This window comes from Cognataquiflexum aquatile, assembly GCF_003316845.1.
GTDB lineage: Bacteria > Bacteroidota > Bacteroidia > Cytophagales > Cyclobacteriaceae > Cognataquiflexum > Cognataquiflexum aquatile.
This window is the reverse complement of the sequence record NZ_QMIK01000002.1, coordinates 236811-260612: the sequence shown is the minus strand read 5'-3', so window position 1 is coordinate 260612 and position 23802 is coordinate 236811. Positions and strand designations below refer to the sequence as shown.

Below are 23802 nucleotides of genomic sequence, written 5' to 3'. Positions count from 1 at the left end.
ATAGAAATTTATAAAACAAAAAATGAGCAAGATAACCCTTTACATAGCGACAACACTTGACGGTAAAATTGCAAGGAAAGACGGGGGTTTAGATTGGCTTTTTGCACTTGCAAATCCGAACCAAATTGACCACGGATATGCTGACTTTTTGAAAAGTATAGGAACAACGATTATGGGGAAGAATACATATAATGAAATTTTAGGTTTTGGAGTGGATTGGCCATACCTAGGCATGAACTCTTACGTGGTGACAACTGACAAAGAATTCAAATCAACCACGCCTGACACATTTATTGTTGCGACCAACTTAGCAAACTTTGTAAATGACTTGAAGAAAAAAAATGAAAAAGATATTTGGCTCATTGGCGGTGGACAACTTATTGCATCATTCCTTGACAACGACCTATTGGATACAATGATTTTAACGCTGATTCCAACTACAATTGGAGAAGGTATTCCTTTGTTTCCAGAAATTCCAAAAGAAACAACCTGGACTTTAGCAAATGTTGAAAGATTTGAAACGGGAGTTGTAAACTTGACCTATGACAAAAAATAGAACCACTCCCCATAACAGGCGTTTGGCAAAAAACGGGGACAGTGGTTAAATGAAAATTTGTGCTTCGTATCAAGTTCAGTGCTGGCAGACAGTTTAGTACTTCGAAATCCGCTTCTTTGCCAAGCGCCAAACCGTTACCTTTCCTTCAAGAAACCCTCCAAGTCTCCAAAAAAACTGCAGTTAAAACAATCATTGACCATCAAACCTAAAAAACCCATGACCAAAAAACGAATATTCTTTACCGGTGGATCAGGAAAGGCTGGAAAGCATGTCATCCCTTACTTACTCGAGCAAGGATATCGGGTCATGAATGTGGACTTGACGCCTTTGAAATATCCCGGGGTGGATAACCTGACAGCGGACATCACTGACTCCGGACAGATGTTCAATGCCATGAGTTCCTATGCCGCGTTGGATGAGTTGGAACCGGGGAATGGCATCCCAAAGTTTGATGCAGTCGTGCATTTTGCTGCGGTACCCAGGATTTTGATCAAGCCTGACAATGAGACTTTCAGGGTCAATACCATCGGCACCTACAATGTGATCGAAGCGGCTGTCAAGTTGGGTATCAAGAAGATTATCATTGCTTCCTCGGAGACGACCTATGGAATCTGTTTTTCGGATGGGCCGACCGATCCCAAATCACTGCCCTTAGAGGAAGACTATGATGTCGATCCCATGGACAGCTATGGCTTGTCAAAGGTGGTGAATGAACATACGGCACGCAGTTTTCAGCGCAGGTCAGGGTTTGACATATATGCCCTTCGCATCGGAAATGTGATTGAGCCCCACGAATACGCAGAACTTTTTCCCCACTATTTCAAAAACCCCGAAGTCCGACGCAGAAATGCCTTTTGCTATATTGATGCGCGGGATTTGGGACAGATTGTGGACCTGTGTCTGCAAAAAGATGACTTGGGATTTCAGGTTTTCAATGCCGGAAATGACCATAACGGAGCGATTATCCCCAGCAAAGAATTGGCAGAAAGGTTTTTTCCAGGCGTTCCCCTTACCCGTGAATTGGGCGAACATGAGGCTTTATTTTCTAACCGTAAAATCCGCGAAGTTCTGGGTTTTAAAGAAGAACACAACTGGCGGAAATATGTGGAAGGGCAATAATTTGCTACAAGAAACAAACCAATATTTGCTGTCTAATTCCTTTGAAAAAGTATGATAACAACGGATGAAAAAATAAGGTATTTTCTTGATCCGGTAATTTGAAATGGATCAGGTTTCCCATCAAAAACCCCGCACCAATTATTTTTAAGCATATCTTGACTTTAATTTTTATGTGTATCCGCATTGTTGCACGTACCCGGGTAATTCCAAAATTTCCTATCTTAAACTGAACCTCATTTGTTCGAGGTGGGGAGGAATGACGGCGGACCGGGCCGGCACTGGCCTTGTGTGCGGATAGGATTCTGCCGTCTTGACTTTTTTGGCTACTTTTTTTGCCAAGAAAAAAAGTAGCTTTAAAAATTAGAGATCGATTTCCTTAAGCCCTAAGAACATCTTTAAAGTTAATTTTGGTAAGTGCATTCATCCGGATAAACATATTTATTTTTAAAGTTTATGATCGCCATTCAAGCCGGTAAAAAACAGTTTTTTTGTTTTAGGGAAGAATAAAAAAACAAAGCAGGTTTGTTAGACCTGCTTCGTTTGAAAGGAGATAATTCAGGGTTTTAATCTATCGGAAATCCTTTGGCAGCCCACCAGATTCCCCCATAGATATGCTTGAGGAAGTCATCATCCAAAAATGCCCAATCGGTATGGCCCATCGCGGTGTAGAATATCCTCCCGCCGTCATATTCATTGGTCCAGGACATAGGGTGAAATTCTCCCATACCGTTTTTGGGATCATAGGTTCTTTCATCCGCCGTGATCAGGACTTTTACATCAGGATTGAAATTTTTGAAAGCATAAATCTCGTCGGACCAAACCCACTTTTCAGGAAGGTGATAGGTTGCGGGATGCTCACGGTTGACGACATTCAGTTTCAAAGTCTGCTGATGCGGGTGGTTCATAAACTGCGCCCCTATCAATTTGGTGTACCACGGCCATTCGTATTCGGTATCGGTGGCGCTGTGGATGCCGACGATTCCATTTCCGGCTTGAACAAAACGCTGGATCACGGCTTTTTGCTCGTCATTGAAAATCGTCCCGGTGGTGCTCATCATGACGATGACATCAAATCGCTCCAGGTTTTTGTCAGTAATGAAGTTTTCATCTTCGGTAGTGTAAATATCAAATATCTGGTCTCTGGCGAGTTTTTTTAGTGCGACAACCCCGTCAGGAATAGACTGGTGGCGGAATCCTTTGGTCCGGCTGAAAACCAACACACGGAATTGAGGATTGCTTTGCGCAAATGTTTCCAAGCTCAAGCCCAGCATCATGATGCAGACGAGCAGTAGGGAGGATAGGTAGGTTTTTAGGTTCATGTTAATTTTTAGTATCAAGTATCAAGATGTTAGTATCAAGTATTTAGAAGCGAGAGATTAGAGCCGAGAGCCGAGAAACCAGAAGCGAGACTTTGTGAAATTTTCCAATCTTTCAATTTTAAAATTTTGTAATCTTCCAATCCCTACTTCACCATCTCAAATTTTTCCCCTGCTTCTTTTCTGGAGAATGCATTGAAATGCCACCATTCGGAGCCGATGCCGGTGAATCCACCATGTGCCATGACCTTCCTGAGGATTTCCCGGTTGAGGATATGTTCTTTGGTGATATTTCCTTCCAACAGCATCTGGGCCTCCTTTTCGGGATAGGCCGGATAGCCAAAGAAATCAAAAGGCGTTCCCATGTCCAAGGCTTCACCGGTAACCTGCTTGGCCAATGTCAGGTCCACAGCCACACCAAAATTGTGCAAACCTCCTACTTTTGGATCGGCTACATACAGCGGTTTGACGCTGTCAGGTTTATCCAACCCATCCCAAAGGATCTGCTGTACGCTTTGGGGACGAACTCCATCATATACCAAAAAGGTCAAGTCAGGATATTCTTCTTTCAGTTTTTCGTGGGCTTTTTTGAGCATCTCCGCGACTTCGGGTTGCACATAGCACCTTGTCAGGTCTCCATATACATCTTTGCCAAAGAAATTATCAGTGGTAGAATATTTTAAATCCACAAAAATCCCCGGAATCACTACTTCCACATCCACCAACCCCGCATCGATGATTTTCTGTTCCAGTTCGCTGACTTGGTATTTAATCTTAAACTGTTCGTCTCCGATTGCTACAAGATCATCGATTTCCACCCCGTTGGAAGTCTGTTCATTGATCTTGGACTCGCAGGAGAGAAAGATTAGAAGGATGATTATGTAGGATAGATTTTTCAAGGGAGAAGTAGTTAAAGTTTTTTGGTGATGACAGTGGCTGAAGCCTGGGCTGTAGGTAGCATCACAATATCCGCCAAAACCACATGTCCCGGTCTGCTGACAGCAAAAGCGATGGTCTCTGCGATATCTTCAGGAGTCAGCGGCTGAAATCCCTGGTATACTTTTTTGGAGCGCTCGGCATCTCCTTTGAATCTGACCATGGAAAATTCTGTTTCCACCAAACCCGGATGTACTCCGATCACCCTGATCCCAAATGGATTCAGGTCCATCCTCATGCCTTGTGTAATCGCATCCACAGCATGCTTGGAAGCGCAGTAGACATTGCCGTTGGGATAGACTTCCTTTCCGGCGATGGATCCGATATTGACGATTGTTCCTGATTTTCTGGCAATCATAACCGGCATGATTTCTTTCGAAACGTACAACAATCCTTTCACATTGATGTCCATCATGGCATCCCAATCGTCAGTGTTTCCGTTTTGGATTGGGTCAAGTCCATGGGCATTTCCGGCATTGTTTACCAAAATATCAACATCCTGCCATTCTTTGGGAAGGTTTCCCAAAGCCTTTTGGACAGCTTCTTTTTCTCTGACATCAAAGCAAAGTGTCAATAAATCAGTTCCTGCCGGAAGTTCTTTTGCAAGATGTTCCAAACGTTCTTTGCGCCTACCTGTCGCGATGATGGCATAGCCAAGTCCAGCCAAGGCAATGGCTGTGGCTTTTCCTATTCCTGAAGTAGCACCGGTAATACACGCAATTTTCCTTTCCATAGCCTGAATCTAAAAATTATTGACATGGAATGAAACAGGGAATCTATGAAAGGAAAAAAAAGGATTGGGTAGGGTTTAGTAAACAGTTTTCAGTTTTTCAGTTCGCAGTGGTCAGAGGTTTTGAGGGTAAATCGTAATTGGTGAAAAGTGAGAGGCGTTGTGAGAAGGCAGTATTCAGTATACAGCATTTCAGTGGGCAAAATCCATTGTAATGGGTATGGACTATCGACCATGGACTATCTGACTTTTTACCATTATTGGAAATTCAGATAGAGGGTAATGGATTTTCTTCTGATTTGTGAAATGGCATCCCTGAATGCAGGATTGGACTCTTCCGGTTTGTAGACATCCAACAAACCATGGGAAAAACGGACCTCAGGGGAAAATTTGAAATATTTGAAATACAGGTCAAAGCCCATTCCCACATCTACCGTAAAGTCCTTTCCTGTGGTCACAAAATCTTCAATGTTTGCCTCTTCCTGGTCTTTGGTACGGAACATGGCCGATCCTCCTCCTGTAAAAAACATTCTTGTATTGTTAAACCTCTGGGCTTTGTACTTGAAGATCAGGGGAAATTCCACCATCGTGGCCTCGTTGATATAGGTGTCTCTTTGGTAAACAAATTCGTTCCCTGCATTTCCATTTCCCGGCACGGCGGTGAAATAATTGACATCAGTCCTAAACTCGTAAAACCCGACTTTGGGAGTAAATAGCAGATTGAGCTGGTCATGAAGCCTGAAAGTCACCAAAAATCCCAAAGAAAAGCCCCCGGAAAATACCGGAACAATGCTTTGGATATTTTTCAGGTCAGTATTGGTAGGGTCGAGAAAGGCCTCGGAATATTTCATTCTCCAAGTATTGGAATGTCCCGCAAGAAAGAATCCGTAAGAAATGAAGTTTTCATCCTGACCTGCTTTGCTGATTTCGTTAAACCGGGATTGAGCACTGGCTTCCGCTATCAGAATAAGTACGCCAAAAATGGAGACGGCTATTTTTCTCCGATATAAATTGAGCTGATTCCGAAAGTGAGCGGTTTGCATTGAGTTTGTTTAAATCCGACTTTTTTCAATACTGAAAGGAAATTCTCTCCGTCAGGAAAGGCTTGGACTGATTCCGGCAAATAGGTGTAAGCAGCATTGTCTTTGGACACCAATTTACCGATCTGAGGCAAAATATATTTGAAATAAAAGTTATATCCTTGCTTCATGGGAAATTTTTTGGGTTTCGAAAATTCTACGATCACTGTTTTGCCTCCCGGCTTCAAAACCCTGTACATATCAGAAAGCCCTTTTTCCAGGTTTTCAAAGTTCCTGACTCCAAATGAAACGATGACAGCATCAAACTTATTATCTTCAAAAAGCAACTTCTCCGAATCTCCCATCTGCAGGTCGATGATATGATCGAGCTTTCTTTTCTTCATTTTCTTCTTGCCTTCCTCCAGCATCCCGGCAGAAATGTCCACACCGATCACTTTATCAGGGTTAAGCGCCAAGGCCTCAATGGCAAAGTCTCCCGTGCCGGTGGCAATGTCCAAAATCAGTTTTGGTTGGTCCTTCTGCAATAATTTAATGGCTTTTTTTCTCCAGGTGATATCTATACCCAAGCTCAGCAGGTGATTCAAAAAATCATATTTTTTGCTGATGTTGTTGAACATTTCGGCAACCTGTTCTTTTTTGCCTTCCTGCTTGTCTTTATATGGAACTACTGACATGTACGTGTTTCAAAATGTGCTGCAATATTACTAAGGAAACCCGAGCAATCGAAAATTGTTGGAAATTAATGCCTTTTCAATTTCTCCTTTGGATTTGATTCTAGATTAGAAGTGTATTTATATATCTCCTTTTGGAATTTGAAAATCTCCCCAATCTTCGCTGTTGAGGGGGTGTCTTGACTATTTTTAACCCAAATGGCTTACCTTTGTGGCAAACAATTTCGCCATGATCAAAAAAGCGGTCTTTCTTACCAGCAACTCTGACTACACCAAATGCCCACCGCCGGATAAACCTGAGTTTGCCTTTATCGGACGATCAAATGTTGGCAAGAGCTCTTTGATCAACATGCTCACCAACCACAAAGGCTTGGCGAAAACCTCCCAAAAACCCGGAAAAACCCAGCTGATCAACCACTTCCATATAGACGACAAATGGTATATTGTTGATTTGCCGGGATATGGATTTGCCGTAGCGAGCAAAGCCATGAAAGCGACCTGGGAGAAGATGATCCGGAATTACCTGACTAAAAGGGAAAACCTTGCGGCGATCTTTGTCCTCATAGACAGTAGGCTTGAACCGCAGAAAATAGATCTGGAATTCATCACTTGGTGTGGCGAAAACGGGATTCCTTTTGTACTTGTTTTTACCAAAGCAGATAAAAAAGGAATCGAAAAGTCCACTGCCAACGCCCGTGTTTTTCTGGACAAAGCCATCGAAATCTTTGGTGAAGAACCCCAATATTTTATCACTTCCGCCGAAAAGAAAGAAGGCCGCGAGGAACTGAGTGCATTCATAGAAGTGGAAGTCAGGGAATATTTGGAATCGAAAAAGTGATAATGGTTATTTGGTTAAAGGTTATTGGTTTTTGAAAATGGATATTTGTTGATATTGGATATTGGGATATTGTTCCCAATTTCAATCACTTACAGATTAAATATGGTAAAAAATTAGTGACGGTATCCCATCTTCCTAAATTCTCTTAAAAGGAAATGAAGAAAGTTGCGCTTCAAATTCCAAAGCCCAATTCTGAATCGGAAATAATATCAATTAGTATCCAGTATCAATCAATATCCAAAGGATAGTGATTAGCTAATTATTCCCATAAAAATATCTTCCTATATTTGCAGCCTTTAAATCAAAGCAGAAAATGAAATTCAACGAAATCGCTACCATCTCCGGCAAACCGGGTCTCTATAAAATCCTGAAGCCTTCACGTGGAGGTGTCATCCTCGAATCCATGGACGAGAAAAAAGGCAAACTTATCGCAGGTGCCAACCACAGGGTGTCTGTCCTTGCCGAAATCTCCATGTACACCATGACCGAAGAAGGTGCCACTCCTTTGGAAAATATCCTCAAGAGCATCGAAAAGGAATTTAAAGGCGATGTGGGATTGGATGCGGATGCAGATGCCGACGAACTCAAAGCTTTCTTGAAGCACGTGCTTCCTGATTTTGACGAGGAAAAAGTATATCCATCCGACATCAAGAAACTCGTCGCTTGGTACAAAATCATCCGCGAACATGCTCCCGAAGTTTTGGAAGATCAAGTTGAGAACACTGAAGAAAGCAAAGAAACAGAACCGGAAGCTTGATTTCAATCAAAATATTGAGGTTCAAATCTTAGAATAAAAGTGGGGGTCTTTCCCCACTTTCTTTGTTTATAAACCAAATATGATTTAGCATGAATCTTCCTTTGATCACAGAAGCAGCACATTCCCTCCAAAAGGATTTTGCACTCCCGGCAATAGCTGAAGCATTTTCCGAGGAGGATTTGGTTTCCCTGCTGACTCCATTGATCAAAACCATGCTCGACCGGGATTTCGAAAAACTCCTTCAGATCTGCTATCGGGTGGATTTGGGGGAAGAAAAGCTTAAAACCATCCTCCATACATCCAATCCAGAAACTTTGGCTTCCGACCTTGCCCGTGCCTTGGTCGCAAGACAAATCCTGAAAGCCGAAATCAGAAGGAAGTATTCGGAAGGTTGAAATACTTTTAAACCTTTACAGCACTTTCTTTCCCAACTTTCAAAAACTCCCCTACTTCCTCCACCATTTTTTTGGAACCGATATACAAAGGCGTCCGCTGATGCAGTGAAGTCGGTTGGATGTCCAAAATCCGGCCATGCCCGTCAGTTGCCATACCTCCCGCCTGTTCGGCGATAAAAGACAAAGCATTGGCTTCATAGAGCAGTCTGAGTTTTCCTTTTGGGGATTTTGCTGTTGCAGGATACATGTAGATGCCGCCTTTGAGCAGGTTGCGGTGAAAGTCCGCCACCAAGCTTCCGATATACCTGGCACTGTATTCTTGGGATTTACATTTTTCTATATAAGCTTTTAGTCCCGGTTCAAAAAGGTTGTAACTTCCCTCATTCACGCTGTATATATTCCCATTATTTGGGGCAGACATATTCGGATGCGAAAGGAAAAATTCCCCCAAAGAAGGTTCATAAGTAAAGCCATTGACGCCATGTCCGGTTGTATAAACCAACATCGTCGAAGAACCATAGAGTACATATCCTGCCGCCACCTGTTGGTTGCCGGGCTGCATGATATCCTCAGGTTGGATAGGACTGCCGATCGGCGTCACTCTTCTGTAGATGGAAAAAATCGTCCCGATCGAAATATTCACATCGATATTGGATGAGCCATCCAAAGGGTCAATGGCGACTACATATTTGCCGGAGCCGTTTTGCAAGTCGATGACTTCATCGTCTTCTTCAGAGACGACAGCGCAGACTTCTCCGCCTTTTGTCAAGGCCCTGGTGAAGCGGATATTGGCGATGACATCGAGTTTTTGCTGTTCTTCGCCCTGCACATTGGTTTGTCCAAATGCACCACCGATATTTGCCAGACCGGCACGGTTGGTTTCGCGGTTTACAATCTTGGCAGCAAGGGCAATATCTCTCAGCAGTTGGGACAATTCCCCGGAGGCAAAGGGAAATTCCTCTTGTTTCATTTTGATAAAACGGTCCAAAGTGGTGCCGACAGAATACGCCAAAGAGGAATCAGAGGGGCTGTAATGTTTGATTTTCATAGTATAGGAAAAATACAATTATTGGGTTTATATACTTAAAATTACAAATTAATTTTTATGTCAAAAACATTTGTATTCAAATTTGGCGGGGCTTCTGTGAAAGATGCCAAATCTATCAAAAACTTACGTGAAATTTTATTCAATCGATTGCGGAATCATACCGTAATTGTTGTTTCCGCCATGGGAAAAACCACAAACGCCTTGGAAGAATTATTGAATCTCAAACTGGAAGACAAGCCTCTTTATGAGAAAAGTGCAAAAATAAAAAACTACCATCTTGAAATCTGCAGGGAACTTTTCCTACCAGAAAACCTGATCTTTCCAGCCATCGAAAACTTTTTCTCCCAACTGGACAGGATCTTGGAAAAACCCCTGAGCAAAGAAAACTATGATGAATATTACGATCAGGTAGTTTCATTCGGGGAACTGATTTCCTCAAGGATTGTGCAGGAATACCTTTGTGCAGAAGGGATTTTTTGCCTTTGGCAAGATGCGAGGGAGATTATCTCTACGGACAGTGATTATCGGTTTGCCAAAGTCAAATGGGAAAAAACCGCCGCCCAATGCCAAAAACACCTGATGGCAAAGTTGGAACGGTTTCCTGTCATTACACAGGGATTTATAGGTTCAGACGATAAAGGGAAAACCACCACTCTTGGAAGGGAAGGTTCTGATTTTACCGCAGCTATTTTGGCACATAGCCTTCGTTCACAGTCAGTCACCATTTGGAAAGATGTGGAAGGTGTACTCAATGCCGACCCGAAGCGATTTCCCGATACAGTGAAATTTGAGGAGTTGGATTATAGAGAAGCAGCCGAGTTGACTTATTATGGGGCGTCGGTTATCCATCCCAAGACCATCAAGCCCTTGGCCAACCTTTCCATTCCGCTTTTTGTCAAGTCATTTTTGAATCCTGATGGAAGCGGAACGCAAATCCACCATGTGGACAAGCCGAATACCGTTCCCTGCATCGTAGTGAAAGATGAACAGGTTTTGGTCAGTTTCAGGGTGACGGACTTCACTTTTATCAATGAATCCCACATCCATCAGGTCTATACTGAAATCGAAAAACTCAAACTGAGGGTCAATCTTTTGCAAACTTCGGCCATCAGTATTTCTATTGTGATTGACAAACAGCTTTTCAAAATGGAGAAACTGATCGCTGCTTTGGCAAAGGATTTTGATATCAGATACAATGAATCCCTGCAACTCATCACCGTCAAAAACCACAACCGGAAAATTATGGAGGAATTGATGTCTGAAAAAGAGGTGCTATTGGAACAGGTTACGCGGACGACCTTTCAGATTGTCGTCAAACCACTAGCTGAGTAATTTGCTGACGGTTTTTTCTATGCCGGGCAAATAGCTTTTGCCAAAAAGAAGGAGGTGTACCAAAAGCGGGTACAGGTTGTACACAGGGACACGGTCTTTAAATCCCGGTTCCAAAGGAAAGAAAGTGTCGTAGGCTTCATAAAATTCCTCTTCAAAAGGTCCAAACATCCTTGAAAAAGCGAGGTCCATTTCCCTGTGACCGAAGTATACCGCCGGATCTATCAGGACCGGAATGCCGCTTTTTCCGCGCATGATATTCCCCGACCAAAGGTCACCGTGTAGCAGAGAAGGTTTTTCTTTCGGGAAGAAATCTTCCAACAAAGGATAAATCTTTTGGAATTTTTTCAAAAAATCCAAGTCAACCAAGCTTTCATAGTATGCCCTTCCGATAAGCGGGTCCAATCTGGATTGTACAAAAAAATCAGACCAAGAATGGTTGGGTTGGTTCTGTTGCGGGATGGAAGCAATATAATTGGAGGATTTGTATCCGAAATCATTTTGGGTGGCCATATGCATCTGTGCCAAACCGAGACCTAGTTCCTGCCAATAAGTGGAGGTTGCCTTTTCAGCATCGATCCATTCCATCAAAATGAAATTGTAAGATTCTTCCCGACCAAAATTATAAACCTCTGGGATTTTTAATGGACAATGGGCCCACATTGTATCCAGGCCATCAGCTTCTTTTTCGAAAATATCTTCAGATTCCTCAAAATTGGTTTTCAAAAAAAACTGGCCATCGGAGGTCTCCAAAAATACGCCTTGGTTAATATTGCCGGCCGCGATAAGTCTTGCCTGTTTCAATTTCACCGAAGGTCCAAAGCTTAGAAAAAGAAGCCTTTCAAAGACCTCTTTGGACTCAAACATATAAGTTATGGTCAACCTTAAGGCGTTCCAAAAAATGGTCGAGCGATTCGTCAATTATTTGGTAAACCTGCTCAAAACCCTCCTCACCGCCATAATATGGATCCGGTACTTCAATATGGTCTGGGTTGGGATGGAATTCCCGCAACAGGAATAACTGGTCATGCTTGATATTGTGTCTCGTCATCACATTTTGGACATTCCTTTTATTGGACATGTCCATGGCTACGAGGTAATCAAACTCGCGGATGTCTACACGGTTAAGCTGTCTGGCACGGTGGGAAATCGGAATTTCGTGATTTTGGGCGCAGGCGAGGGTTCTTTCATCTGGCAATTCACCGATATGGTAATCCGAAGTTCCGCAGCTGTCGCTTGTGAATTTACCTTCAAGTCCAAGTTGTTTGACTTTATGGTTAAAAATACCTTCCGCTAGGGGAGATCTACAGATATTTCCTAAACAAATGAACAAGACTTTGACCATACTAGAGGGCTTATACAATTTCGAGGTGAAAGGGAATACAAGTTATAAAATTTTTGTGGATGTCTTTGTATCAAAAAAAAGACAATGGAAAAAGTAAAATGCATGATCAGAATAAAATTTGGATTTAGTTTATTTTCGGATCCATAACTTCTTAAAAAATTAAACATTTCCCTTATTTATATGAAGTTTTTTGGTTTAACTACAAAACCCACCAAACAAAGTTTCGATAAAAATTTAAATTTTTTTTAATCAATTTTTCGAACGGAGAAAAACCACATGGTGTAGCGCCTCTTGAATCAAATCAATTTTTTCAAATAAATGGGGTAATGTGGAAGAGAAAATTGCTTTAAAGATCAAGGATGGGTTTAAGAAATAGCCGACAAACCTTCCGTCTTCGGTCTTCCGTCCTGTTTGGAACAAAGTTTTTGGTAATGGCAAGAAAGCTTTTCTCCATAAATATTTCGTAACCCTTGGTTTCTATTTTTTAATTATTTTACTTTGAATCACAAAGTACTTTTAAATGGAAAAAGAAAAATACATCCAAGACCTCCGACAGATCAAAGAGATCATGGACAGGTCTTCCAAGTTTATTTCGCTCAGTGGTTTGTCAGGAGTCGCTGCCGGGATCATTGCACTTGCAGGAGCTTGGTATGCTTACCGGAATATTTACACAGAAAGTGATTTTTATGGTTACCAGGTAGTGACAATCAGCTCTGAATCCATTGCTTCAATAATTGGACTTGGCGCCCTGATTCTGATCCTGGCGATCGGTGCAGGCCTATTTTTCACTGCCCAGAAAGCAAAAAAGGCCAACCAAAAAGTCTGGAATTCTCAAGCCAAAAGGTTGCTGATCAACTTATCCATCCCTTTGGTCACCGGGGGCTTACTCAGTCTTATTTTCCTTTCACGTGGATTTATTGGGATCATTGCTCCGCTGACACTAATTTTCTACGGTCTTGCATTGGTCAATGCTTCCAAATATACCCACGAAGAAATCAGGAGTCTCGGCATTATTGAAATTGCGCTCGGCTTGCTTTCGGCCTATTTTATCGGATTTGGACTTTTGTTTTGGGCAATCGGTTTTGGCCTGTTGCATATTGTGTACGGCATCATCATGCACTACCGCTACGGATCGTGAAAGACATACTCAAGGACTTGGACAAAGCTTTTGAAAACAAGCTCAGGCTGGGAATCATGTCAGCCTTGCTGGTCAATGATTTTCTGGATTTCAATGCACTTAAAGAAATCCTCGATGCCACCGACGGCAACCTTGCGAGCCACCTCAAAACTTTGGAAAAAGAAGGGTATATCACCTTTACAAAAGAATTTGTGGACCGAAAACCAAATACCAAATACATGGTCACAGAGTCCGGAAAAGAAGCATTTATCAAACACCTCAAAGCAATAGAAAACCTGTTAAAATAAAAAAATTTATCCACTCACTTTGTAATTCAAAGTACTTTCAAAACAACCATGGAAAACTCAGCACTTAAACCCCTGCTCTCTCTCAAGTATTCTGTCACGCTCAAGTTGGTCGTAATCGCATTTCTCGGTTTGCTACTCCTGATCCCGACAGCAATGATCCAATCCGTCATCGAAGAACGAGCCTTTCTCAATGACGAGGCCATCAAAGAAATCGGTTCCAAATGGGCGGAATCCCAAGAAATCGTCGGCCCGATCCTTTCTATTCCCATAGTCTATGAAACAGAAAAAGACGGGAAGATTACCCGGATTATAGAGGATTACCATATTCTTCCCCAAGACCTGCGCATTGAAGGAAAAGTACTTCCTGAAATCCTGAAAAGAGGAATTTTCAAAGGGGTAGTTTACCGTTCGGACCTTGCCGTCACAGGAAGTTTCATGGTGTTGGATGATTTTGACAAGAAGGATTTTGTGGGATTCAACCATGGGGAAGCCAAGGTTTCTTTTGGTGTGACGGACCTCAGGGGAATTGAAGACGAAGTACAGTTTATTGTCAATGGAGAAAAAAAGCAGGTCAATCCCGGCACTGGAATTTTTAAAGTAATTCCTTCAGGATTCAGTATTTCGATGGCAAACCATGAATTCAAGGCCGGCGAATCCATCCCCTTTACCATTCACCTCAAGCTCAAAGGGAGCAAAAACCTTTCATTTATCCCGACAGGAAAGACGACAGATGTCAAAATCGAATCTCCCTGGACTGCTCCAAAATTTGACGGAAAATTTTTGCCCAACAGCAGAAATTTGACTGAGGAAGGTTTTACAGCAGAATGGAAAGTTTTGGAATTGAACAGGAATTATCCCCAATCATGGATCAACAATGCCTATGCGGAAAATCTGAAATCAGCATCCTTTGGCGTGGATTTGCTTTCGCCTATGGAAGACTACCAAAAGTCCACCCGATCGGCCAAATATGCCCTCATGACTATAGGATTGACTTTTCTTATGTTTTTCCTGGTAGAAGTATTGGGCAAAAAGAACATCCATCCTTTCCAATATGCGATGGTAGGATTTGCGATTTGTCTTTTCTATATCCTTTTGGTGTCCATTTCGGAACAGGTAAGTTTCAACATTGCGTACCTGATTTCCACCATTGCTGTCGTTGGTACCATTTGTCTTTATTCTCTATCCTTGTTCAGGGTAAAAAAATACACCCTCATTTTGGCGACTGTGCTTCTAGGTTCCTTTGGGTTCTTGTTTGTGACGCTACAGATGGAGGATTATGCGCTTCTGATGGGAAGCATCGGTTTGTTTATCATCCTAGCGGCCACGATGTACATCACCAGGAACATAGATTGGAACAAAATGAGCCTAGGAAAATCAGAAGAAAACCCGAATCAGTAAAGAGATGTTTGGTTTTTGGAAACCACCGTTGCATCACCAAACTATATAAACCCTCGCGCTGAATGAGGAAAGCATGCGGCATCGGTCATCCGTCATCTGTCATCTTTAAAAAAAACGTACTTAACACACGATTACAGAAAGATTACCGGAACAGCTTCAAATTTTACTCCAAATCCCTCTCCAAAGGTGAAATTCCTTTTGAGGGGGATTTGAATCTTTATCCCTATTTTTGGGGCATGAAACCACTGTATGATTTTTCGATAAGGACATTTTCAAAACTGGCGGGAATCTCTAAAGGTAGCAATGCCAAGCTTGAAAAACTGGTGGATGGCAGAAAGGACCTTTTCGAAAGATTGACAGCATTCAAGTCGGGATTTTCTAAACCCATTGCTTGGTTTCATGTAGCTTCGCTCGGAGAGTACGAACAGGCAAAACCTGTCATTGCCGAATTGAAGCACCGAAAGCCTGAATATGGTATCGTAGTCAGTTTTTTTAGTCCTTCGGGTTATGAAATAGCCAATAGAAAAGCACAGGAAAATGTGGACTTCATCACTTACCTTCCTTTTGATACGGCCACGAATGCCAAGAATTTCTTGGGAATTTTGGATCCAAAAATCGGCTTCTTCGTCAAATACGACCTTTGGGCAAACCATATCTTGGAAGCAAAAGAAAGACACATCCCGCTGTTTCTTTTCTCGGCATCGATGCGGGAAGACCAGATTTACTTCAAAGGTTATGGGACATTCTTTAAAAAAATACTGACCTCATTTGACCATATTTTTACCCAAAATACCCAAACCAAAATCCTGATCGAAGGATTGGACTTCCATCAGGTGAGTGTCGCCGGGGATACCAGATATGATAGGGTAAAATCGATAGCGGAGGCACCCAAGTCTTTTCCGGAAATACTTCCCCTTGTCAATGGGAGGAAAACAATGGTGGTTGGTTCAGCTTGGGAGGAGGACATGAAAGTCCTGATTCCTTTCATCAATGCCCATCCGGAGTATTTTTTCATTGTCGCACCCCATGATATCAACCTTGAAACTTTGGCAGACTGGAAATCCAAAATAGATAGGCCATCGCTTAAATACTCTGAAATTTCAGGTCAGAAAAATGCTGAGGTGTTGTTTATAGACAATATCGGGATGTTGTCTTCTTTGTACCAGTTTGCAAATCTCGCCTATGTCGGCGGAGCTTTTGGGAAAGGGCTGCACAATATCCTGGAAGCCATTGCTTACAGGATTCCGGTTATTTTTGGCGAACTCAAAAAGGAAGGAAAATTTCCCGAAGCGGGAATCAGTCAGGAATACGGTTGTGGGTTTTCGGTATCAAACACAAAACAATTGGAGAAGACAATCCTGTATTTGTCAGACCAAAGCCATTACCTTCAAGCTTGCCAAGCCGCTGAAAAACTTGTCACAGACAATGTTGGCAGCGCCAATAAAATCATGGATACCGTCATCACCAAAATCAACCAAGCATGAAAGGAAGGGTCCTCAAATCCACGGGAAGCTGGTATACGGTCAAAACTGAAAAAGGGCTCCTCAATGCTCGTCTCCGTGGCAAATTCAAGCAGGATGACCTCAAGTTGACCAATCCGATTTCAGTCGGTGATTATGTTCTCCTTGAGCAGGAAGCCGACCAACCTTCCTCTGTCATCACAGACATCCTTCCCCGAGAAAATTACATTATCCGTAAATCCACCCGAAAAAACCATTTTTCACATATCATCGCTTCCAATATTGATCAGGCTTTTTTGATTATCACCTTAAAAAACCCAAGAACATCGCTTGGTTTTATTGACCGGTTTTTGGTCAGTACAGAGAGCTTCAGGATCCCTACTTCCATTTTGGTCAATAAAATGGACATCACTTACAAGGACAAAGACATGGAATACCTGCAGGACATCAAGGACATTTATGTGCCCTTGGGTTATCCGGTGTATGAGATTTCGGCCTTGAACAGTACCGTATTGCAGGAACAGTTTCTTCCATTATTGATGGGAAAAACGACCTTGCTATCTGGCCACTCCGGTGTGGGTAAATCTACTTTGCTTAATAAAATCGTCCCTGAAGCAGTACAGGCTACCAAAGAGATTTCAAAATTCAGTGCCAAAGGAGTACACACAACCACCTTTGCCGAGATGTTTGAAATCGAAGGTGGAGGCTACCTGATAGATACTCCTGGCATCAAGGAATTTGGGATTTTGGACATTGATGAATTTGAACTGTCCCACTATTTTCCGGAGTTTAGGAAATACCTCGGTCAGTGCCGGTACAATAACTGTCAGCACCTCAACGAACCGGGATGTGTGGTCCTTCAAAAACTTGAGGAGGGATTTATCCATCCTTACCGCTATGACAGCTATGTCAATATTCTGAATGAGGAGGATGACCACCGATAGATGGATGTTGGAAACTTTGAAACATCAAAAACCATGACCAAAAAGAATTTTTTTAGTCAATTCTAAGTTTTTATATTTGAAAAAGGTCTCTCATGAAACAAATCACTCTAAATATCCCGGATAATAAATTCAAAACCTTTGTGGATTTTATCCAAACGCTGGATTATGTCAAAATACAAGAGGTTGATCATGAGGCTTTAATCGGATTAGAAAATAGCCTGAAAGAAGTCAAGGCCATGAAAGACGGGAAAATTGAGAAGAAGAGATTTAAAGACCTTATAGATGAAATATGAGGTCTACCCTACCCAAAGTTTTTTAAAACTTTCTAAGAAACTCAAGAAAAAGTATCCTTCAATTGTAAGTGAACTTGAGGAAATCTGTTCCATACTTGAGGAAAATCCATTTATAGGAACACCATTAGGTAACCAAATATATAAAATCAGGATGGCGGTTTCCTCAAAGGGAAAAGGAAAATCTGGCGGTGTAAGAATCATAACTTTTTTAATTACAGAGGAAAAAGAGGTCTATTTGGTTTACATTTATGATAAGGGAGAACTCGATAACCTCACGAAAGATCAGATTCATGAGATCCTCAAAAATGCAGGACTTAAGTAAAAACCTTTGAAACCACCGCCAATTGCTTTAATTTTCGTTTTTCAATGACAACCCCATGAACAAGACCAAGACTTTGGTACTGAACCACCGTCAGATCAGTCAGAAAATCACCCGCATGGCTTATGAAATCTATGAGCGCAATGCTTCCGAATCCAGTATTGTTTTTGCCGGGATTACAGGAATGGGCCATCAGTTGGCTGAATCCCTTGCCGGAGCACTGAAAGAAATATCTCCTTTGCAGGTGACTGTGCTTGAAATCATCCTGGACAAATCGGATGTAAACAGGGGAGATGTATTGCTGTCTGAAAAAATAGACCTGTCAAATAAATGTGTGGTGGTCGTGGATGATGTCCTCAACACCGGTAAAACATTAGTCTACGCCTTGTTGCCGTTTCTCAAATCTTCGATCAAAAAAATAGAAGTCGCTGTCCTAGTCAACAGAAGCCACAAACTGTTTCCGGTATCTCCGGATTACACGGGATTGGAATTGGCGACCACACTCAGCGAGCATATTACCGTCGATTTATCTTCTCAAAACCACACTGTCCACCTACATTGATCCTCCATGTCTGTCCACAACTCCTCCAATATCAAAAGAATCACCACCCATATCCTTCAGGAAATGAAGGCCCGTGGAGAAAAAATATCCATGTTGACGGCCTATGATTTTTCGATGGCAGGCATCGTGGACGGCGCAGGGATAGACATCATCTTGGTCGGTGACTCCGCATCCAATGTCATGGCCGGGCATGAGACTACCCTTCCGATTACTTTGGATCAGATGATCTATCATGCGACTTCTGTGGTAAGGGCAGTTTCCCGTGCATTTGTCGTAGTGGATATCCCTTTTGGATCTTATCAGGGCAACAGCTCGGAAGCCTTGAGATCCGCCATCAGGATCATGAAGGAATCCGGGGCACATGCCATCAAAGTGGAGGGCGGGGCCGAAATCAAAGAATCTGTTGTCAGGATTCTCAGTGCCGGAGTTCCCGTCATGGGACATTTGGGACTGACTCCGCAGTCGATATACAAATTTGGGACATACACCGTCAGGGCCAAGGAAGAAGAGGAAGCAAATAAGTTGATTGAAGATGCCAAATTGCTGGAAGCCTGTGGCTGCTTTGCGATTGTTTTAGAAAAAATCCCCGCGTCTTTGGCCAAAATAGTTGCCGAAACGGTCAGCATTCCCGTCATTGGAATCGGTGCAGGACCGGATGTGGATGGACAGGTTTTGGTAGTCCATGACATGCTTGGCATCAATCAGGAATTCAAACCAAGATTTCTGAGACAATACGCCAATTTGCAGTCTATCATGACCAAGGCTGTACAAGATTATATCAGTGACGTAAAATCAAGAGATTTTCCTACCAAGGAGGAAAGCTATTGATCAGATAGATGATTTTTTCAATCAAGGCTGAAGAAGTCTTGGAGCTAATTTTTTACATTTTTATGGATATAATCCATTCAAATAGAATAATTTATTCTATTTTCCATCTGTATATTGCTCTCAGTCAGATCACCCATGAAATATTTACCGGTCATTTTTCTTCTCTTTTCTTTGTCAGCAAATGCCCAAGAACTTGCGGCGCTTTTGGATAGTGGGGTAAATTCAAAGGGTAACAACCAAAGGTATTTTTTGAAAGCAAAAGAAAAGGTCAAAACCCCTAATGACAATGTGCTTTATCTTTTTGCACTTCACCAGTATTACAGTGACTTGAAGGCACGTGATTCCATGCTTTTGGTAGAGAAGGAATTGATCCCACTTTTAGACTCTTCTTCTGATAAAGTGAGAAAATCTGAAGTGTTCGATAGAATAGGCTACTACTATGAGACTTCCGGACTGTATGACCAAGCGATCCAATATTACCTTCAGGAACTTGAAGTGATCTTACCCACCAAGCGTGCTGAACTGATCAGCGACACTTATAGGGCATTGTCCCAAGTCCACCGTCTGTTTCATGATTATGACAAAGCAGTATTCTATGGAAAGAAAGCTTTTGAAGCCGTCGAGAATGAAATAGATACTTTTCCTGCCTTTAAAACAGGAGCGCTAAATATCATTGGGGCAGCTTTCAGTGAAATGAACCTTCCTGACAGTACCCTTTTTTATTACAACAGGGTCATGGAGTTTGTCCCTCCTTTGGATTCGATGGATGTTTCTCCCACCATTGTCAATATAGGTTATGGCTATTTGCTGAAAGGCGATATCGAAAAGTCCAGAATATACAACAGGGCAGGGATGAAACTGTATGAGAAAACTGACAATGACTATGCAAAAGCCGTTATCTTTATCAATTCAGGGATGACGGAAAATGTTGCCAAAAATTACGGGGAAGCATTGGCATTGTTGGATTCGGGAATACGCTACACCGAAAAATCCCAATATGCCGAACTCTACACCTGGATTTACGATGAGCAGGCCAAAATCCATAAAGCAACCGGGAATTATGCGGAAGCCTTAAAAAGCATGGAAAATCTGATCACCATCAAAGATTCCTTGTTTGCGGCAGATCGGGCCAAAGTCGCCAAAGACCTTGAGACCAAATTCCAAACCGCGCTCAAAGACCAACAAATCAAAGAAAGTGAACTTGAATTAAAAGAAAAAGAACAGCGCCTTCAGCGGGTTTTCATTTTCGTCATTTTGCTTTTGATCATCATTGGTTTATTGGTGGCGGTACATTTTCTCAATAAAAACAGGTTTCAGAAAAAACAGGAAATCCTTGAAAAAGAAAAGGAAATCAGCGTCAAAGAAGCTTATTTAAACGCTGCCCTGGAATCCCAAGAAACGGAGAGAAAACGCTTTGCCCAAGACCTTCATGACGGGTTTGGCCAATTGATCTCCGCCCTTCAGCTCAATATCCAGCAACTCAAGATGGAAAAAGAACCAAACGGAAAAATAAATCCTGAGGAACGGACAGAAACAATATTGAAGGAAATGCACACCGAGATCCGGAATATTTCCTTTAACCTGATGCCTGCGACCCTGATTCAATCCGGATTGAAAGAGGCGGTAATGGAGTTTTCGGGAAGGATCAATGCAAGTGGTTTTATCCAGATTTCTGTCGATTCACATGGGATGGAACAAAGACTTACTGAAACCCAGGAAATTTCCCTGTATCGGGTAATCCAGGAATGGGTCAATAATGTGGTCAAATATGCTGAGGCGACCTCCATTATTATCCAAATGGTCAGGCATGAAGATGAGGTAAGCATTGTCATCGAAGATGACGGAATGGGTTTTGACGCGTCCATCTTGGATGACGGAAAAGGAAACGGTTGGAGAAATATCCAATCCCGATTGCAGCGTATCAATGCAGTATGGGAGCTTGACACACTTCCGGACCGTCAGGGCAGCACTTTTATACTTTCTTTGCCGTTACCGATTTTTCCTGAAATGATTTTGGAAGAAAAAGAACTTCCTTAGTATCATATCACCACAATTTTCCTGCTGATGCTCAGGCCTTCGGAATTGGTAAATTGGAAAATGTACAAACCTGGCGCGGCAGAAGGCAATTGGATTTCAAGTTCAACATTTGCGGGAATCGAGATATCCTCTGCCATGATTTGTCCCAAACTGTTGACAATTCTTCCGGTACCGGATTGGGATACCAAAACCTTAAAAAATCCATTGTTGGGATTTGGGTAGATTTTAGCCAAAAATTCTCCATCTCCCGGCAAGGTGCCTTCACCCCGAAATTCCAGATACTCCAATCCTCCTGCTGTATTGCCCAACAATAAATCCCTTTCTTCCGAAAATGGTTTTGCCATTGAGGTGATCCAAGTGTTTCTTCCAAATTTGGTTTGTGAGGTCTGGTTTTCAGGCAGCATTACCTGGACAGTTTCCCTTTCGCTTTGGTTCATAAAATCGGAGATGTAAAATAAAATTCCCCTTTGGTCCACGGCATACAGGGAGGGTTTTTGTCCAGGTATCGCATGGACACTGAGATTTCTGGAACCGGGATTATCAGAAAAACCCAAAAAATTACCCTCAACAAGAGTAAGAACCGCTGAAGCGGTGAAATCAACAGAATAAAGCAGCAACTCTCCTGTTTGCCGGGCCAAGAGCAGGTAATCCTTTTTTTCATACGCAAAAATCTCGATATGGTCCAAAGGACGAAAAACAGTTCCGGGAATCAAAACCTCCTGCATCTGAGTAAAATCCTGATTTGTCCCAAAAAATATCCTGCGCTGCAAAGCATTGTTGACCGTATCCACCCCGCTGATCCAAAAGGTTTGTTGGTTGCCGAAATTGAGATATTCAAAATATTGAAGGTCGGTAAAGTCCAATGCAAAAAGATCCAAGTAATCACTTTCCACCAATTCCCATTCTTCACCGTTGATGGCATAGCGGTACGCCATGCCCAATACTTTGCCATCTGAAAGTGAATTGGCCGTGACTACCAATTCCCCCGAGGTGGTCAGCCCTTTGAAAAAAGGCCTGGAGTTTTCTCCCAAATCCAACATGTCCGACTGCAAAAAAGGTCTTTTGGTAGGCAATCCGGAGCTTCCTTTAGATATTTCAAATACATTCTCAGTAAAATCGGATTTGAATACTCCCGATGAAGCTGAGGAATTGCTACTCACAATCAGGCTATTTTGCCAAAGGTAAGCAGCATGGTAGATAGGAAATTCCGGCAAAGTCCCAAACCCCGGAACATCCTGAGAAAAAGCATCAAACAATGGCTGCCGGTCTGTTCCTTTGTTTGGCAAAAAATAAAGCGTATTGCATTCATCCCTTCCCAAAAGCAAATCCCTCACCCCATCATTATCAAAGTCTGAATACAAAACAGAATGTCCGCCGGTATGCAGGATCCGGTTTTCGGGTCCGGCATCTGCCAACCTTCCCATGGGAAGTCCTTCACAAGTTATTCCAAAACTGAAAGTCCCACAACCGCAAAATTCAAACCTGCCCCACCAAGGTTCGGGAAAAGCAAAAGCGTCGATGTCTGCAGTTCCTTTTCTTTCCACACTTGTATTGAGGTAAAAGTCTACATAGTCTCCCAAATTGAAGGAGGCTATATCCAGATCCCCGTCGCCGTCAATGTCCAGGACCATGGGAATGTCTAGGTTATTGGCGGTGAGGTTGGAGCCGTTTTCCAATCGGAGGAAGTTTTGGGCGACTTCCCACTTTGGAAATGAATCTCCCGAGTTACTGATATTTTTATAAGCCTTGATGCCAAATGGCGAACTTGTAAACAAATCCTTTTTACCATCCAGATTGAAATCTTCCAAAATCAAAAACCCGTTGATGTCATTGGGGAAAAAATAGCTCATTTCGGGAAGGTATTTGAACTCCCTGCCGGTTTCTTCAAAAACCAAAACCCTTCTTGCATTGATATCCCAAACGACCCATTCTTCCTCTCCGTCTGCGTTGGCATCCATTCTCTGGTATTGGGAAGCATTGATCCCTACTGCAAAAGGAAGCAGGATTTCAATCCCATTTTGACTTATTTTTTTGCTTTGGTCAAAAGAAAAAGTCTGTTGCCCCACTGCCAAGGTGAAGGTCGAAAAAAACAAAATCAGAATTAAATATCTCATCAAAACGGAAACGTATAAGCCCTAAAATTAAACGAATGAATTTGATATAAGATGTTTGGGATTCCTTTAATTTGATATTGCGAGATTAAACGTGATAGGAATGGATTGCCGATTGGTGTCTCGTCATCTTGAATCCGAGGTACGATCCCGACAGCTGTACGGGAGAAAGATCTCTTATATTGAATTTTGATATCCTTCACCTCCGCAAGCTACGGTTCAGGATGACGGTTATTCCTCCTTCATTCTCTTTTCTGTAAATGCCAATTTTAACAACTACCAATGACATAATAGTAATTTACCCTTCGACAAGCTCAGGGACCGGAGATTCGGCGTTTGGAGGGG

Annotated in this window: 25 protein-coding genes; 16 read left to right on the top strand and 9 right to left on the bottom strand. The window is 42.3% G+C overall.

Going from position 1 to position 23802, the window contains the following annotated elements:
- The first annotated feature begins 22 nt into the window (after positions 1–22).
- Entirely contained in the window at positions 23–556 is a 534-nt protein-coding gene (locus DQW11_RS07580) for a dihydrofolate reductase family protein (RefSeq protein WP_113923452.1), read from the top strand.
- Positions 557–772: 216 nt separating this feature from the next.
- Positions 773–1675, top strand: coding sequence for an NAD-dependent epimerase/dehydratase family protein (locus tag DQW11_RS07575; protein WP_113923712.1), 903 nt, complete (start codon positions 773–775; stop codon positions 1673–1675).
- 563 nt (positions 1676–2238) lie between these two features.
- Here DQW11_RS07575 and DQW11_RS07570 read toward each other — a convergent pair.
- From DQW11_RS07570 to ubiE, 5 genes are all read right to left on the bottom strand, one after another.
- Positions 2239–2994 carry a ThuA domain-containing protein gene (locus DQW11_RS07570; protein WP_113923451.1) on the bottom strand — a complete coding sequence of 252 codons (756 nt, stop codon included), beginning with the start codon at positions 2992–2994 and terminating at the stop codon, positions 2239–2241.
- 143 nt (positions 2995–3137) lie between these two features.
- Positions 3138–3890 (bottom strand): M15 family metallopeptidase, encoded by a 753-nt coding sequence (locus DQW11_RS07565; RefSeq protein ID WP_113923450.1) that lies wholly within the window; start codon positions 3888–3890, stop codon positions 3138–3140.
- Positions 3891–3901: 11 nt separating this feature from the next.
- A complete protein-coding gene (locus DQW11_RS07560) occupies positions 3902–4660 on the bottom strand; it encodes an SDR family NAD(P)-dependent oxidoreductase (RefSeq protein ID WP_113923449.1) in 759 nt (252 codons plus the stop codon).
- A 254-nt stretch (positions 4661–4914) separates the two neighbouring features.
- Positions 4915–5700: a type IX secretion/gliding motility protein PorT/SprT gene (gene porT, locus DQW11_RS07555; protein ID WP_113923448.1), complete on the bottom strand. Its 786-nt coding sequence runs from the start codon at positions 5698–5700 to the stop codon at positions 4915–4917.
- On the bottom strand, positions 5649–6371 hold the full coding sequence (gene ubiE, locus DQW11_RS07550) for a bifunctional demethylmenaquinone methyltransferase/2-methoxy-6-polyprenyl-1,4-benzoquinol methylase UbiE (protein WP_113923447.1): 723 nt from the start codon (positions 6369–6371) through the stop codon (positions 5649–5651). The genes porT and ubiE overlap by 52 nt, the downstream gene beginning before the upstream one ends.
- 226 nt (positions 6372–6597) lie before the next feature.
- Here ubiE and yihA point away from each other — a divergent pair, with 226 nt between their 5' ends.
- The 3 genes from yihA (at position 6598) to DQW11_RS07535 (ending at position 8358) form a co-directional block, all read left to right on the top strand.
- Complete coding sequence (gene yihA / locus DQW11_RS07545) at positions 6598–7206, top strand: ribosome biogenesis GTP-binding protein YihA/YsxC (RefSeq protein ID WP_113923711.1); 609 nt, start codon at positions 6598–6600, stop codon at positions 7204–7206.
- 313 nt (positions 7207–7519) lie between these two features.
- On the top strand, positions 7520–7963 hold the full coding sequence (locus DQW11_RS07540; RefSeq protein WP_113923446.1) for a DUF5606 family protein: 444 nt from the start codon (positions 7520–7522) through the stop codon (positions 7961–7963).
- A gap of 89 nt (positions 7964–8052) precedes the next feature.
- Complete coding sequence (locus DQW11_RS07535; protein ID WP_113923445.1) at positions 8053–8358, top strand: hypothetical protein; 306 nt, start codon at positions 8053–8055, stop codon at positions 8356–8358.
- A 7-nt stretch (positions 8359–8365) separates the two neighbouring features.
- Here DQW11_RS07535 and fbp read toward each other — a convergent pair whose 3' ends face one another.
- Positions 8366–9406, bottom strand: coding sequence for a class 1 fructose-bisphosphatase (gene fbp / locus DQW11_RS07530; RefSeq protein ID WP_113923444.1), 1041 nt, complete (start codon positions 9404–9406; stop codon positions 8366–8368).
- A gap of 57 nt (positions 9407–9463) precedes the next feature.
- On the opposite strand from fbp, the gene DQW11_RS07525 reads away from it, so the two are divergent.
- Positions 9464–10738, top strand: a complete 1275-nt coding sequence (locus DQW11_RS07525) for an aspartate kinase (RefSeq protein ID WP_113923443.1) — start codon at positions 9464–9466, stop codon at positions 10736–10738.
- On the opposite strand, the gene DQW11_RS07520 is transcribed toward DQW11_RS07525, so the two are convergent.
- Positions 10727–11602 (bottom strand): fructosamine kinase family protein, encoded by an 876-nt coding sequence (locus tag DQW11_RS07520; protein ID WP_113923442.1) that lies wholly within the window; start codon positions 11600–11602, stop codon positions 10727–10729. The genes DQW11_RS07525 and DQW11_RS07520 overlap by 12 nt on opposite strands.
- Complete coding sequence (locus DQW11_RS07515; RefSeq protein ID WP_113923441.1) at positions 11595–12080, bottom strand: low molecular weight protein-tyrosine-phosphatase; 486 nt, start codon at positions 12078–12080, stop codon at positions 11595–11597. The genes DQW11_RS07520 and DQW11_RS07515 overlap by 8 nt, the downstream gene beginning before the upstream one ends.
- Positions 12081–12600: 520 nt before the next feature.
- On the opposite strand from DQW11_RS07515, the gene DQW11_RS07510 reads away from it, so the two are divergent.
- The 10 genes from DQW11_RS07510 to DQW11_RS07465 all read left to right on the top strand — a co-directional run bounded on the left by DQW11_RS07510 (position 12601) and on the right by DQW11_RS07465 (position 21346).
- Positions 12601–13218 (top strand): hypothetical protein, encoded by a 618-nt coding sequence (locus DQW11_RS07510; RefSeq protein ID WP_113923440.1) that lies wholly within the window; start codon positions 12601–12603, stop codon positions 13216–13218.
- Positions 13215–13505, top strand: coding sequence for a winged helix-turn-helix domain-containing protein (locus DQW11_RS07505; RefSeq protein WP_113923439.1), 291 nt, complete (start codon positions 13215–13217; stop codon positions 13503–13505). Before DQW11_RS07510 ends, DQW11_RS07505 begins: the two co-directional genes overlap by 4 nt.
- 48 nt (positions 13506–13553) lie before the next feature.
- Entirely contained in the window at positions 13554–14903 is a 1350-nt protein-coding gene (gene creD, locus DQW11_RS07500) for a cell envelope integrity protein CreD (RefSeq protein WP_113923438.1), read from the top strand.
- Between the two features lie 62 nt (positions 14904–14965).
- The gene (locus tag DQW11_RS07495; RefSeq protein ID WP_232826704.1) at positions 14966–16387 is read left to right on the top strand and encodes a 3-deoxy-D-manno-octulosonic acid transferase; all 1422 of its coding nucleotides are present in this window, start codon (positions 14966–14968) and stop codon (positions 16385–16387) included.
- On the top strand, positions 16384–17307 hold the full coding sequence (gene rsgA, locus DQW11_RS07490; protein ID WP_113923437.1) for a ribosome small subunit-dependent GTPase A: 924 nt from the start codon (positions 16384–16386) through the stop codon (positions 17305–17307). Before DQW11_RS07495 ends, rsgA begins: the two co-directional genes overlap by 4 nt.
- Positions 17308–17399: 92 nt before the next feature.
- Positions 17400–17600 carry a hypothetical protein gene (locus DQW11_RS07485; protein WP_113923436.1) on the top strand — a complete coding sequence of 67 codons (201 nt, stop codon included), beginning with the start codon at positions 17400–17402 and terminating at the stop codon, positions 17598–17600.
- Positions 17590–17922, top strand: a complete 333-nt coding sequence (locus DQW11_RS07480) for a type II toxin-antitoxin system RelE/ParE family toxin (RefSeq protein ID WP_113923435.1) — start codon at positions 17590–17592, stop codon at positions 17920–17922. Before DQW11_RS07485 ends, DQW11_RS07480 begins: the two co-directional genes overlap by 11 nt.
- A 55-nt stretch (positions 17923–17977) precedes the next feature.
- Positions 17978–18481, top strand: a complete 504-nt coding sequence (locus tag DQW11_RS07475) for a phosphoribosyltransferase family protein (protein WP_113923434.1) — start codon at positions 17978–17980, stop codon at positions 18479–18481.
- A 6-nt stretch (positions 18482–18487) separates the two neighbouring features.
- Entirely contained in the window at positions 18488–19309 is an 822-nt protein-coding gene (gene panB, locus DQW11_RS07470) for a 3-methyl-2-oxobutanoate hydroxymethyltransferase (RefSeq protein ID WP_113923433.1), read from the top strand.
- A 135-nt stretch (positions 19310–19444) separates the two neighbouring features.
- Positions 19445–21346: a tetratricopeptide repeat-containing sensor histidine kinase gene (locus DQW11_RS07465; RefSeq protein ID WP_113923432.1), complete on the top strand. Its 1902-nt coding sequence runs from the start codon at positions 19445–19447 to the stop codon at positions 21344–21346.
- 2 nt (positions 21347–21348) lie between these two features.
- Here DQW11_RS07465 and DQW11_RS07460 read toward each other — a convergent pair whose 3' ends face one another.
- Positions 21349–23460, bottom strand: coding sequence for a T9SS type A sorting domain-containing protein (locus DQW11_RS07460; RefSeq protein WP_113923431.1), 2112 nt, complete (start codon positions 23458–23460; stop codon positions 21349–21351).
- Between the last annotated feature and the right edge of the window lie 342 nt (positions 23461–23802).